The organism is Methylosinus sp. PW1 (assembly GCF_000745215.1).
In the GTDB taxonomy this organism is placed as follows: Bacteria; Pseudomonadota; Alphaproteobacteria; order Rhizobiales; family Beijerinckiaceae; genus Methylosinus.
This window is the reverse complement of the sequence record NZ_JQNK01000009.1, coordinates 2,741,390-2,754,665: the sequence shown is the minus strand read 5'-3', so window position 1 is coordinate 2,754,665 and position 13,276 is coordinate 2,741,390. Positions and strand designations below refer to the sequence as shown.

The following is a 13,276-nucleotide window of genomic DNA, read 5'->3' as shown; positions in this document are numbered from 1 at the left end:
CTGCAATGGACCCGTTGAATCCTGGAGCGGCGCCGCAGACGCCGTTTCCGATCCTTCTTGCGCTCACCTGCGTCTTCACGGCGATGCTCGTGCTGTTGGTTCGACGCTCTGGCAGCTTGCCGGGATGCTTCGTCGTCGTCGCGGTCTGGCTCCGCGTGATCTCGGGAGCCTATCATTTCATCACGTTTCTGCCGCTCGCCGGCGGGTTTTCGATCAATGCGCTGCTGTCGGTCCTGACCGTCGGAGCGGGCGTGCTGGTCGTCAATCCGCGCAACTTCGTGCAGATGTGGATGGTTCCGATCTATGTTCTGCTCGCAGTGACGGCGGCGAGCGCCATTCTGAACGGCTCCACGAGCGGGGCCGTCGACATGTTCTTCAAATGGGGCTATGCGGCGGTCCTGATCGCCGCCATGTGCGAAGCGATGCGGCGGACGAGCCCGAACCGAGTGCTAATGCTGGTGGCTTTTTGCTATGCGCCCATCTTCGTGTTGCAGGTGATCTCGGTGGTGTTCGGAATCGCCAAGGACACGGAGGGCGACGGTGCGGTCAGCTATATCGGCGGCTATAATCACGAGGCTGCGTTCTCGATCATGATCGTGACCTTCGTGCTCGCAGTCTATTTCAACACCGGCTGGAGTTTCGTCGTCAAGGCGGCCTTGATTTCGATGGGCGTTCTCGGCATCTTCCTGGCTAACTACCGCACCGCGATCGTCGCGATTCTCCCTCTGCTCCTCGGCACGTTCATGTTCGACGGCGTGTGGCGTTTCGATCGGAAGAGCCGAAGCTTCATCTTCGTGATGGCGATTCCGCTCGTCATGGGGCTCGCCGCCCTCGCCGGCGATCGTCTCGCGGACCGGTTCGGCGATCTCGCGACGCTCCTCACAGACAGCGGGCGCTTCCTGAAGCCTCCGCAGCAGTTTCTCGAAGACGAACAGAAAATACTCTCGGGCCGCCTCTACATCTGGTCGAACTATGTCACCGGCTATCTTCACGGCACGGACATGCAGCTGCTGCTCGGCGACGGGCCGAACAGCTGGGTCGGCACCTTCGTGAAATACGCCCACAACACGATGGTGTCCTACCTCTACGAATTGGGGGTCCTCGGCTTGATGAGCCTGCTTGCTCTCTGGGCGACATTCGTCGTCGCGACCTTCCGCGTCCCCCACGCCTATGCTCGCAATAAGCTGCTGCTCGCGCAGGCCTGCTTCCTGCTGTTCAATCTTGCGACGATGCCGCACTGGAACATCGAGGGCAATATCTTGTTCGCCTTGCTCCAGGCGTCGCTCCTCTACCATCTGGCGCCGCCACGGCGCGCCGTCGAGTCGGAGGCGGCGACGCCGGGGGCCGATGGCCGGCGGTTTTTTCGAGGAGCGAATTTGTCGAGCCTGAGCACCATGAGGTGATCGGGCGGCGCTCCCGACCGATGCGCCGGTCGTAGCGCCGTCGGGCACCTCGTTCTATTCCCAGCGACGGAATCCGACGCATCGCATATCTCGACGTCTCGTCCGGAGCGCGCACGCGAGGTCGATGAGGCTTCGACGCGGCCTCGCGGATCAATTCCCGTCTCTTCCGCGGAGCGGACCGGGCGGACAGTCACATCCGGGAAAACCCGAGCCCTGACCTCGCCCTTGTTTGTGCGGCCGTTTCGCCGACGGTCGAAAAGCGGAGCGAAAACACAGGGCTGTGTCAACGGCGGAGAGATTTCCGGCCGGCGGGGCGGCGCAAAATCAGGCCAGTGGGGCGGGATCGCCGACATGCAAAAGGGCCCGATCGGGCCCTTTTGCATGTCGGCGGCGAAAATTTCTCGGAGGCCCTACGAGGGAAGGATTTCGCCCGTGTCGGCGTCGACGCTCGCCTCGTCGATCGGCGTGGGGGTGACGCGTCTTCGCGCCTTCGATTGTCGGAGCCTGTAGCTCTCCCCGTTCATCTCGAGGATGTGGACATGGTGGGTGAGGCGATCGAGCAGCGCGCCGGTCAGACGCTGATTGCCGAATATGCTCGTCCACTCGTCGAAGGGCAGATTGGAGGTGACGATCGTCGCTGCGCGCTCGTGGCGCTGGCTGAACACCTCGAACAGCAGTTCCGCCCCGGTCTGAGAGAGCGGCACATAGCCGAGCTCGTCGACGATGAGCAGCTTCACCGCGGAAAGCTGCGCCTGGAGCCGAAGCAGACGCTTCTCGTCGCGCGCCTCCATCAACTGATGGACGAGCCCCGCCGCCGTCGTGAAGGTGACGGAGAAACCCCGCTGGCACGCGGCGAGCCCGAGCGCCAGGCAGGCGTGACCGGCCTCGACGGTATTACGGCCCTGTCCGACTCCCGCCCGGTCCATCGACGCAATCGATGTCGAAGCCGCGACCTTCGACCAAGACGGGTCTCCCCCGATTACCTGCATCACCCTTCCGACGTGCCGTGCCCACTACCCCGATGAATCGAACGGGAGCCAATGTCGATTGCTTCCCCGTCCGCGCGGCCTTCCCCGTTATTCAGGCGGGTCGGCATCCATGACTTCACTTTCGAGGCCTGCTCAGGCTTCACTCACGTTACGGCCCGCCGGATCGCTCAACCGCCCGAGGCGGCCTTCGTCACGAGGCTTCGGCCCAGTCGATCGCTCGTCCAAGCCGCTCGTCAGCTACCAGATCAATCGACAACTCTCTGGGTGGAACCTGCCTCCACTGGTGATGCACGCCGTCGGGGCGCACTGAATAAGAACGGCTAAACAGCCCTGAGCGAAAACAGCATAAGCTCGCGCCGAATACGCCGGGGGAGGCTGCGTCGATCCAGAGTTCGCGCGAGCCTATTCATGGTTTCCCACGTTCTTGCTTAAGAAAAGGTTGACGAACACGGAAAGCGAGCGTAAAAGAACATTGAGGCAAATTAATTGCCCATTTTAGCCGAGCATGTTGAGTTTAGGAGTATGTGATGACTGATACGAGCCTAATATTGGACGCCAAGGGCGGCTTGGTCGTCGACGGTGGAGTTGGTGATCAGGCGCTGGTCGGAACGAGCAAGCCTGAAACCTTCTACATTTCGGGGCCGAATTCCGGAACGGATAGCATCTCTAATTTCGGCTCGGACGATCTGCTCGTCGTTGACGCCAAGATTTATGATGCGAACCACGACAATATCATCACGTTCGGCGACAACGGTCTTCTCGATCTGGACGGTCCGGACGCCGGGCTGGATACGGTGACGTTCGATTCGTCCGTTGACTCTCTGCGCTATATCGGCACGGACGGCACCCACTATGCCTATGCCGACGCTTCGACCCGTCTCGCCGGTTTCAAAGAAGGCAAGCTGGGCGACGACACGCTGACCGGCACGAGCAAGGCTGATGTGTTCTTCTTCGACACGGCGCTCGACGTGAACTGGGGCAAGGACACGATCACCAAATTCGGCCTCACCGACAGCCTCGTGACGACCAGTGCGATCTTCGACGGCAACAATGACGGCAAGATCGACTTCGGTCCGAATGGTCTGCTCGACCTCAATGGCTCGGGCGAGCTCGCTCATGGCGGCCAGCAGAACGACAGCAGCCCATGGGGTCAGGTGTCGATCACCGATTGGGCCGGCAACAAGGTGACGGCGCTCTACCTCGATCACATCTCAGAGGTGGACGGCGTGAAGTATTACTACTACGACACCACGGCCTGATAAGGTCGTGTTGTCGGCGAGCAGGATCATCTCAGGGTATCGGTTGGGGAGGAAGCCTGCCTACGCCTCCCAATGCCAAGATAGCTCGAATCGGCTCGTAGGCGGTCGCTTTGGCGCTGGCGACGAACAACTCGGGAGTATCTCGCAGTTATAGGGCGGCGCAGCCGTCGGATTTGTGGATTGGGCGGGGCAGGTGTCGTCCTCGCCCTTTTCCATCGAATCGGATATGTGGATCGTTGCAGCATGCCCGCTGCTCCGATGATTCCGTTGAAAGCGAAGCGACGTCGAACTCAGACTACGTCATGATATTTCCGAGCGGGTTCTTTTCCATGTTTGGCGGCCCTTTGACAAGAGGGCGGTCGGCTTCCTCTTATGCTCGCGTGCGTCTCATCCAATCAGTTCGTTCCGCCGTCCGAACTCGGCGACTATCGCGGCTGCTCTTCCTGACTCGGCGCTCGACCGAGGAGCGTGGTGCCAGCCGATCGGTTGTCCGGAATCGAGCGTCATTCCGCATCCGAGCGACGGCATGCCCAATATCCGCGCCCTCGTCTCGCGGCCGTCCGATCGTGACGGGAGCCTTCTCGGAAATTGCTACGCCATAGTCATGGACATGAATCGACGGGTCCTCTAATATCACTGAAGAGACGTTTCGCTTTCATTGCGCATATCTCAGCGAACTGAAGTCATGGGAAGTCAGAGTCGATGAAGATTGTCGCTCTCGGGCTGAGGGGCGTTCCGAACGTGATGGGAGGCGTCGAGACCCATTGCGAGCAGCTCTACCCTCGCATGCGCATCGTTGCTCCGGATATCCGGATCACCGTGATCGCGCGGGCTCTCTATGTGCCGGAGGGGCGAGCGACGTTCCAGGGTGTCGACATTCGACCGATCCCCGCGATCAAGAATATCTATCTCGAAGCGGTCACGCATACGTTTGTCGGGCTGCTCTACGCGCGTTTCGCGGAACGCGCGGATGTGGTGCATATTCATGCGATCGGCCCGGGCCTTCTGATCCCCCTCGCCAAGCTCCTCGGCCTCCCCGTGGTGTTCACGCATCATGGCGAGGACTACAACCGCGAGAAGTGGAACGGCTTGGCGAAAATGGCGTTGCGGCTCGGCGAAGCGCAGGCCGTCCGCTTCGCCGATCGCATGATCTCCGTCTCGAGGCCGGTCGCGCGATCTCTCATGGAGCGGAATCCAGCCCTTACCAACCGGATCAGCATGATCCCGAACGGCGCCGCCGTCGGGCAGTGGCTCGAGGCGGACGGATCGGCGGCAGCCGACGCGCTGCGCAGGCTGGACCTTGAGCCGGGCGGCTATGTGATGACGGTCGCGAGGCTCGTTCCTGAGAAGGGCATCCACGACCTCGTGGACGCCGCCTCCGACCTCCCCGACGGGATGAAGCTCGTCATCGTCGGCGGCGCCCAGATGAAGAGCGCCTATGCCGAGAAGCTCCTCGCCCGCGCGAGCGAGCGGGTGATATTCATCGGAGAGTTGCCGCGCGACGACATCACCCCGCTCTACGCGAACACGGCGCTGTTCGTCCTGGCGTCCTATCACGAGGGCATGCCGATCGTCGCTCTGGAGGCGCTGTCGTCGGGCGCCCGCGTGCTTTTGTCGGACATCGCGCCCAACAAAGACCTCGATCTGTCCGCGGATAATTATTTCCCGGTCGGAAATGTCGCGGCGTTGCGCGCCAAGCTCAGTGCGATCGAGGACGTCCCGCGAGCGAACGCCGATGTCATCCTGCTCAAATACGATTGGAACGTCATCGCGCGGGAGACCGTCGAACTGTTCCGGGTCGTCGTCGGCAAAGACGATTTCGCCGGCGTGGGATTTAACGCGGCCGACGACGGCAGGGCTTGAATGCGCGACCACTTTTCCGGCAGCCCGCTTCTTGCTTTAGCTGGCGCGCGTGGCCGATTGTCGAAACTTATGGTTGATTTTCCATGACTTTCCAATTTGCGGTCCGCGCGGCCGGTAGGGTTAAGACAAGTTAGATTCTTCTAGAGATTTCGTTTGGGCCGCACTGATGATAGGCAGTCGTCCTGAGAAGCTCATGACGATGTCACAGGTCGGCGTTAGACGGCGATCGACATGGAACGGTCTGCGCGCGCGGCGCTCGGCGACGTGAAAGGACAGTGAGCGCACAATGCTCCAGGCAAATCCCCGTTTCGATCACTCCAGGACGCCGATAGGTCCCGAGAAGGACGATGTCTTGCTCCTGAAGGGCATCGACATCGTCGCCATCATGGCTGCGGCGCGCCGCCATGCGAAGACGACGGCGATCAGCGTCGGCGTCTGCTTGACCCTCGCGCTGATCTTCTCCCTCGTTTCCGTCGTCAAGTTCACGGCTCAGACATCTATTCTGATCGGCAACAAGCAGATCCGCGCTCTGCAGGACATGAGCGCGCAATCGAACCTCGCCGCTGAAAACGCGCTGGTCGACAATCAGATCGAGGTGATCAAAGGCGAGCGCGTGATGCTCGCCGCGATCCGGGGCATGAAACTCAAGGACGATCCCGAGTTCAACGGAACCGAGCCGCCCTCGATCGTGACGATCGTTACGCGATTCATAATGGCGCTGAACCCCATGCGGCTGTTCCAGCCCGCCGGCGAGTCTGATCCAGACTACAAGATGCTGCGCACCGTGGTGCGGCGCCTGTCCGACGCGGTCGTCGTCTCGCGCAACGGCAAGTCAAATGTCGTCCAGATCGCCGTCACCGTGAAGTCGCCCAAAAAGGCGGCGCGGATCGCCAACGGCTATGCGGCCGCCTATCTGAACGACCAGATCGCCGCTCGCGTCGAGGCGGCCAAGAGCGCCGGGGAATGGTTCCGGGCGCGGCTCGACGAATTGCGCGAGCAGAGCGCCAAGGCGAACCGCGCGGTCGAGGAATATCGCAGCCGCAACAATCTGGTCTCCGCCAACGGCCAGCTGATGACGGACCAGCAGCTGACCCAGCTCAACAACGATCTGACGCAGGCCGCGGCGGAAGTCGTGAGCAAGCAGGCGCAGTACGACAATCTCAAGGCGCTGGTCGAGAGCGGCCGGATCGACGCCATCGTTTCCGAAGCGCTGAACAATTCGACTGTGACCCAGCTCCGCCAGAGCCAAGCCGAGGCGACGAAGCGATACAATGAGATCGTCTCCCGAGTCGGCCCGAAGCACGAGCAGGCGCTGCGCCAGAAGCGCCAGGTCGAGGACAATGAGAAGCTGATCTTCCAGGAGCTTCGCCGCTTCCTCTCCGGCTTTCAGAGCGAGCTCGCCGTGGCGCGCGAGCGCCGCGAGCAGTTAAGCCGCCGGCTCGCCGAATCGACCGTCACGGCGAACAGCGCGAACGCCGCCCTCGTGCAGTTGCGCCAGCTTGAGCAGCAGGCGTCGGCGGTCCAGTCGCTCTATCAGAGCTTCCTGCAGCGGTCCCAGGAGACGATGCAGCAGGAATCCTATCCGATGAGCGATGCGCGGGTGATCGCCGACGCCGCGCCGCCGCTGGAGCCGAGCCAGCCGCGCGTGGTCCTGATCGCCGCCGCCGGCGTAATTCTCGGCCTCGGGATCGGCGTCGGGATCGGCGCCTATCGCGAAGTGTCCGACCGGGCCTATCGCACCGCCGATCAGGTAGAGGAGGATCTCGGCGTCGACGTGGTGGGCCTGCTGCCGCTCCTCGACACCGTCGTCAAGACGAACAACAACGCCGGTCCTGGCTTGCGCGACTACCGGCCGGTCCAAGCCGTCGACCTCGGCAAATATGCGATCCAGCACCCGTTCTCGTCCTATTCCGAGACGCTGCGCGCGATGAAGATCGCCATGGACATGCGGCTCACGGTCGACGGCGCCAAGATCGTCGGCGTCGTCTCGAGCATGCCGCGCGAGGGCAAGTCGACGGTTTCTCTCAATCTCGCCGGTCTGCTCGCCTTGCAAGGCAGCCGCGTCGCGCTCGTCGACGCCGATCTGCGCGAGGCGGGGCTGACCAGCCTCGCCGGGCTGAAGCCGGCCGTCGGGCTCGGCGAGATTCTCCTGGATCAGGCGTCACTCGGCGACGTGCTCGTCTCCGAACCGGGTTCCAGCCTCGCCATCATCCCGGCGACGGTGAAGCACGATCTGTTCCTGAGCGGTGATCTGATCTCTTCGCCGACGATGGCCGCCCTGCTCAAGAATCTGTCGAGCTACTATGAATATGTGATCCTCGATCTGCCGCCCGTCGGTCCGGTCGTCGACGGACGCGCGGCCGCCCATCTGCTCGACGGCCTGTTCATGATCGTGGAGTGGGGCGCAGTTCCGCGCCGCGTCGTGCGCAGCGCCATCGCCTCAAGTCCCGCCGTCCACGAGAAATTGATCGGCGCTGTGATGAACAACGTCGAGGTCGACAAGCTGAAGACCTATGAGCCTTACGGCCTCGACAGCAAGCAGGAAGAGATTTTCAGCCGCTATTATCGCTGAAGGCGCGTTCGGAACGCGGGAGTGCGGGAGCGACATGCAGTCGAGTAGAGGGGTCGGCGTATCGTGGTCGCTGACGCGGCTGCGTCGAATCGTGACGGGCCGTATCGAGGAAGGCGCCGATCTGCGGCTCGTGTCGCGATGGCGCATCGGCGGCAGCGCCGCCGCGCTGGTCGAGCCGGCGAGCGCAGTGGAGGCGCGCGGGACATTGGCCGTGCTCGCCGAGGACTGCACGCCCGCCCTCGTCGTCGGCAACGGATCGAATCTCCTCTTCGACGACGCGGGTTTTGACGGCGTCATCGTCAGGATCGGCCGCAGCCTGGGCTCGATATCGAGGGACGGGCGGACCGTGCGCGCGGAGGCCGGGCTCTTCGCGCCGCGCTTCGTTCGTGAGCTCGGACGTTTCGGCCTGAGCGGCCTCGAGCATGCGATCGGCATCCCCGGGACGCTCGGCGGCCTGATCTATATGAACGGTGGCAGCCAGCGCAAGGGCGTCGGCTCGAACATCGTGGCGGTGAGGGGATGCGATCGCAGCGGCAGGGCGTTCGAGCGCTCGCACGCCGAATGCGGCTTTCATTATCGCGGATCCTCCCTGCAGAGCGACGACCTCGTCGTCCTTGAGGCGGATTTCGCCTTCGTCGAGAGGGACCCCGCGTCGATGCGGCGCGAGATGATCGCAATTCTCGCGGACCGCCAGCGGAAGTTTCCGAAGAACCTCCCAAATTGCGGCTCGGTCTTTCTCAGCGATCCGTTGATGTACCGCACGGTCGGCCCTCCCGGGGCGGCGATCGAGCGGGTCGGCCTCAAGGGAACGCGTCTCGGCGGGGCCGAGATTTCGACGCTCCATGCGAATTTCATCGTCAATGTCGCCGGCGCGTCGAGCCGGGACGTGCTCGGCCTGATCCATCTGGCGCGAACGCGCGTGCATGACGCCACGGGCTTCTGGATGGATTGCGAAGTGCGTCATGTGGCGCCCGACGGGCGCCTGCGGCCGGCCCATGAAGCCGCGGCCGAAACGGCCGTTTCCCGACCGCGCGCGGCGGAGGCGGCGTCGTGACGGCGCGCGCGACTTGGCCGCGACCGCGGAATTGCTTAGGCTACGATGGGGATCGAGTTTCGAGGCGCGCGAGGCGCACATGTGCGGGCGCGCGACGGGGAAGCCCTGGTCGATGGCCTGCCGCCGGAGTTGCGTGGACCGCGCCGAGGGCGCCAAGCGGAGGAAAGGCTGATGCTGACGAGCGATCTCATTGAGGCGAACCCCGGCGAGCAAGGGGTGAGCGAGCAACTTTCGACGATCACGGTCGGGCAGTCGAGGCTGGAGGGCGAAGTCTTCGTCAGCGGCGCCAAGAATTCGGTGCTGCGGCTGATGGCGGCCACTCTGCTCACCGGCCAGCGCGTCGTCATCCGCAATTATCCCGCCGGGCTTCTCGACGCGATCGTCCATGCCGGAATGCTCGACGAGATCGGCAAGAGCTGCCGTGTCGAGGGGTCGACGCTCGTCGTCGAGGAGGCGCGCCCGCTGTCGAGCCGGCTCGACTGGCGCGGCAGATCGATCCGCAACACGCTGCTCGTCCTCGGCGCGCTGACCGCTCGCACCGGCGCCGGCGCAGTGCCTCTGCCCGGCGGATGCGACCTTGGCGACCGCAAATATGACCTCCACGAGCTCGTGCTGCGCAGCCTCGGCGCCGAGGTCTGGACCGAAGGTGGCATGCTGTGCGCCCAAGCGCCGTCGGGCGGCCTCACCGGCGCGCATATCCATCTGCCGATCCGCTCGACGGGCGCGACCGAGAACGCGCTGCTCTGCGGCTCCCTCGCGAAGGGCGAGACGGTCGTCTGGAATCCCCATGTGCGGCCGGAAGTCCTCGACCTCGTGAAGCTGTTGCGGACGATGGGCGCCGAGATCGACGTCTTCGGCCAGGAGAGCATTCGCGTGAAGGGAGCGCCCGAGCTCGGCGGAGCGCAGCACACGACGATCTCCGACAACATGGAGGCGCTGACCTGGCTCATCGGCGCGACCGTCACCGGCGGCGACGTCACGATCCATAATTTCCCCTTGGCCGATCTCGAGGTTCCGCTGATCTTCCTGCGCGGGAGCGGCGCGAAATTCTATCTCGGCAATGATTCGGTGATCGTTCGCGGCGGCTGCGCCTATCCGGTCGAGATCAGCACGGGCCCGTTCCCCGGCATCAATTCCGACATGCAGCCGCTGTTCGCGGTCTATGGCGCTTGCGCCAGGGGCAAGTCGACGATCGTCGATCTGCGTTTCCCCGACCGCTACGGCTATCGCGAGGAATTCGCGAAGATCGGCGTGTCGAGCCGCGTCGCCAATGGCGCGCTGCTGGTCGAGGGCGGCGCGGCGCTCGAAGGCGCGCGCGTGCGCGCGCTCGATCTGCGCTGCGGCATCGCGCTGACGCTGCTCGGTCTCGTCGCGCGCGGCGAGACCGTCGTCGAGGACGCGTGGCAGGTGGAGCGAGGCTACAACGACATCGTCGGCAAGCTGCGCACGCTCGGTGCCAAGGTGTCGGCGTCCTGATGATCAAGCATGTGCTGTTTCCGTTCATTGGGCAGGAGATCGGCGGGAGCCATGTCTCGGCCTTTGCCCTGGCGCAGTCCCTGGCGGAGGATTTCGGCTTCCGATGCGTCGTCATTGCGCGGAAGGGGTCGCTGATCGCGCAAGAGGCGCAGTCCCTCGGCTTCGGCGTCGTCGGAACGACGGAGCGGACGGCCGGTCGGCACAGTCCGCTCTATGATCTCGCGCGGGTGCCCGCGCGAATGGCTCTGCTGCGCTCGCTGCGTCCGGCCATCGTCCATACGAACGACATCGGCGCGCTCCAGTCGTGGCTGCTGCCGGCTTGGCTCGCCCGCATGCCGGTCGTCTATCATCACCGCGCGCTGAACCGCCGCGTGGCGCCCAATGTCGCGCTGATCCGTGCCGCGAGCCATGTGATCGCCATTTCCGACGAGACGACCCGTTCCGTCGACTATCTGCCGGCGAACCGCGTCACCACCGTCACCGACCCCTTCGCCAACAATCTCGCTACGGATCGCGCGGCGGCGCGCGCCTGGCTCGTCGACGAGCTCGGCCTGCCGAATGATGCGGCGATCATCGGCTTCGTCGGCAATTTCTGGTGGCGTAAGCGCCCCGAATTCTTCATCGAGGCCGCGGCAATCATCGCGCGGATCGAGCCGCACGCCGCCTTTGTGATCTTCGGGCGGGACGGCGAGCTGACCGCGGGCGAGCTCGAAGCGGCGGCCTCCGCCGCCGGGCTGTCCGACCGGTTGCATCTCGCCGGATTCCGCCTGCCGGTCGAGCGCAACATCGCCGCGCTCGATCTGCTCCTGATGCCGGCCATGCGCGAACCTTTCGGACGCACGCCGATCGAGGCCGCGCTGCTCGGCACGCCCTATGTCGCGACGGACGACGCCGGCCATTCGGAGATCTGGCGGCGCTGGCGCGGCGGATCGCTCGTCGACAAGGACGCCGACGCCGCGGCCTTCGCCGACGCCGCGATCGCCGTTCTGCGGCGTCCCGAATCCGTCCTTTTGTCCGAGCAGGAGCGGCTCGATGTGGCGAGCGATGTGAGCCCGCGTCGCCATGCCGAACATGTGATCGACGTCTACCGTCGCCTGGGGGCCTGAGCCTCGAACCGACGCCCCGCCAAGAACCGGATCGAGCCGCCGGGCGCGCGCCGAATGTTATGGACGGGTCTAGTCTCACGGTGCGAGCAAGTCGCCGTCCATTCGTGGCCGAGAGGCGCCGTCATCGCGAGGAGCGAAAGCGACGAAGCGATCCAGAGCCGTGGGGTGGCCCCTGGATCGCCTCGCTGCGCTCACGATGACGGCTCAGTCGCGGCCGACGCTCACATATTCGAAGCCGCGTTTGCGGACGTCGGCGGCCCGGTAGATGTTGCGCAGATCGACGATCACCGGCGTCCTCAGCAGCGTCTTGATGCGGTCGAGGTCGAGCGCGCGGAACGCGTCCCATTCCGTCACGATGACGAGCGCGTCCGCGCCCTCCGCCGTCGAATAGGGGTCCTCGTGGAAGCTCGCCTCCGGCATCAGCGAACGCGCCTGCTCCATGCTCTCGGGATCATAGGCGTGCACCTTCGCGCCGTCGCCGGCGAGCGAGGCGACGATGGCGAGCGAGGGCGCGTCGCGCATGTCGTCCGTGTTGGGCTTGAAGGCGAGGCCGAGCAGCGCGATCTTCTTGCCGCGCACCGAGCCGCCGAGCGCCGCGATCACCTTGCGCGCCATCGCCCGCTTGCGCGCGTCGTTCACCGCGACCACCGTCTCGACGATGCGCAGCGGCGCGCTGTAGTCCTGCCCGGTTTTCAACAGAGCGAGCGTGTCCTTCGGGAAGCAGGAGCCTCCATAGCCGGGCCCTGCGTGCAGGAACTTGCCGCCGATGCGGCGGTCGAGGCCGATGCCTCGTGCCACGTCCTGCACGTCGGCCCCGACCTTCTCGCAGAGATCGGCGACCTCGTTGATGAAGGTGATCTTGGTCGCGAGAAATGCGTTGGCCGCATATTTGATGAGCTCGGAGGTGCGGCGGCCGACGAAGACGAGCGGCGGCGCATTGAGGCTGAGCGGGCGGTAGATTTCCGCCATGACCTCGCGGGCGCGCTCGTCCTCGACGCCGATGACGACGCGGTCCGGACGCTTGAAATCCTCGATGGCGGCGCCTTCGCGCAGGAATTCGGGATTGGAGACAACGGCGAAATCGGCCTTCGGATTGGCCTCGCGGATGAGGCGCCCGACCTCGTCGCCGGTGCCGACGGGCACGGTGGATTTGTTGACGACGACGGTGAATCCGTCGAGCGCTCTGCCGATCGTCTCGGCGGCGGCGTAGACATAGGAGAGATCGGCGTGGCCGTCGCCGCGGCGCGACGGGGTTCCGACGGCGATGAAGACGGCGTCGGCGCCCTTCACGGCGGGGGCGAGATCGGTGGTGAAGAAGAGTCTCTTCTGGCGGACGTTGGAGGCGACGAGCTCGTCGAGGCCGGGCTCGAAGATCGGGATTTCGCCGCGCAGGAGCCGGTCGATCTTGGCGGCGTCGCTGTCGACGCAGGTCACGACATGGCCGAAATCCGCGAAGCAGGCGCCGGAAACCAAGCCGACATAGCCCGATCCGATCATGGTAATGTTCATCACATGTTTCCTCGAGTGAGGCCGAGAGAAAGGGCGTTCGCTCCG

At 64.4% G+C, this 13,276-nt stretch carries 8 protein-coding genes and 1 pseudogene; 7 read left to right on the top strand and 2 right to left on the bottom strand.

Going from position 1 to position 13,276, the window contains the following annotated elements; all coding sequences use genetic code 11:
• Positions 1 to 5: 5 nt before the first annotated feature.
• Positions 6 to 1,403, top strand: a complete 1,398-nt coding sequence (locus tag K369_RS22630; RefSeq protein WP_051949482.1) for an O-antigen ligase — start codon at positions 6 to 8, stop codon at positions 1,401 to 1,403.
• A gap of 410 nt (positions 1,404 to 1,813) precedes the next feature.
• Here the strand turns inward: K369_RS22630 and K369_RS22625 are convergent.
• Positions 1,814 to 2,281 (bottom strand): annotated as a pseudogene (locus K369_RS22625) (ATP-binding protein); the annotation flags it as partial.
• A 638-nt stretch (positions 2,282 to 2,919) separates the two neighbouring features.
• On the opposite strand from K369_RS22625, the gene K369_RS22620 reads away from it, so the two are divergent.
• The 6 genes from K369_RS22620 (at position 2,920) to K369_RS22595 (ending at position 11,722) form a co-directional block, all read left to right on the top strand.
• Positions 2,920 to 3,651, top strand: coding sequence for a hypothetical protein (locus tag K369_RS22620; RefSeq protein WP_198033179.1), 732 nt, complete (start codon positions 2,920 to 2,922; stop codon positions 3,649 to 3,651).
• A 702-nt stretch (positions 3,652 to 4,353) separates the two neighbouring features.
• Positions 4,354 to 5,514, top strand: coding sequence for a glycosyltransferase family 4 protein (locus K369_RS22615; protein WP_036294482.1), 1,161 nt, complete (start codon positions 4,354 to 4,356; stop codon positions 5,512 to 5,514).
• Positions 5,515 to 5,866: 352 nt separating this feature from the next.
• Complete coding sequence (locus tag K369_RS22610) at positions 5,867 to 8,086, top strand: AAA family ATPase (protein WP_198033178.1); 2,220 nt, start codon at positions 5,867 to 5,869, stop codon at positions 8,084 to 8,086.
• Between the two features lie 34 nt (positions 8,087 to 8,120).
• Complete coding sequence (gene murB, locus K369_RS22605) at positions 8,121 to 9,140, top strand: UDP-N-acetylmuramate dehydrogenase (RefSeq protein ID WP_084570782.1); 1,020 nt, start codon at positions 8,121 to 8,123, stop codon at positions 9,138 to 9,140.
• 171 nt (positions 9,141 to 9,311) lie between these two features.
• The gene (locus K369_RS22600; RefSeq protein ID WP_051949569.1) at positions 9,312 to 10,616 is read left to right on the top strand and encodes a UDP-N-acetylglucosamine 1-carboxyvinyltransferase; all 1,305 of its coding nucleotides are present in this window, start codon (positions 9,312 to 9,314) and stop codon (positions 10,614 to 10,616) included.
• Entirely contained in the window at positions 10,616 to 11,722 is a 1,107-nt protein-coding gene (locus K369_RS22595) for a glycosyltransferase family 4 protein (protein ID WP_036294475.1), read from the top strand. Before K369_RS22600 ends, K369_RS22595 begins: the two co-directional genes overlap by 1 nt.
• A 204-nt stretch (positions 11,723 to 11,926) precedes the next feature.
• On the opposite strand, the gene K369_RS22590 is transcribed toward K369_RS22595, so the two are convergent.
• On the bottom strand, positions 11,927 to 13,231 hold the full coding sequence (locus K369_RS22590; RefSeq protein ID WP_036294472.1) for a UDP-glucose/GDP-mannose dehydrogenase family protein: 1,305 nt from the start codon (positions 13,229 to 13,231) through the stop codon (positions 11,927 to 11,929).
• Between the last annotated feature and the right edge of the window lie 45 nt (positions 13,232 to 13,276).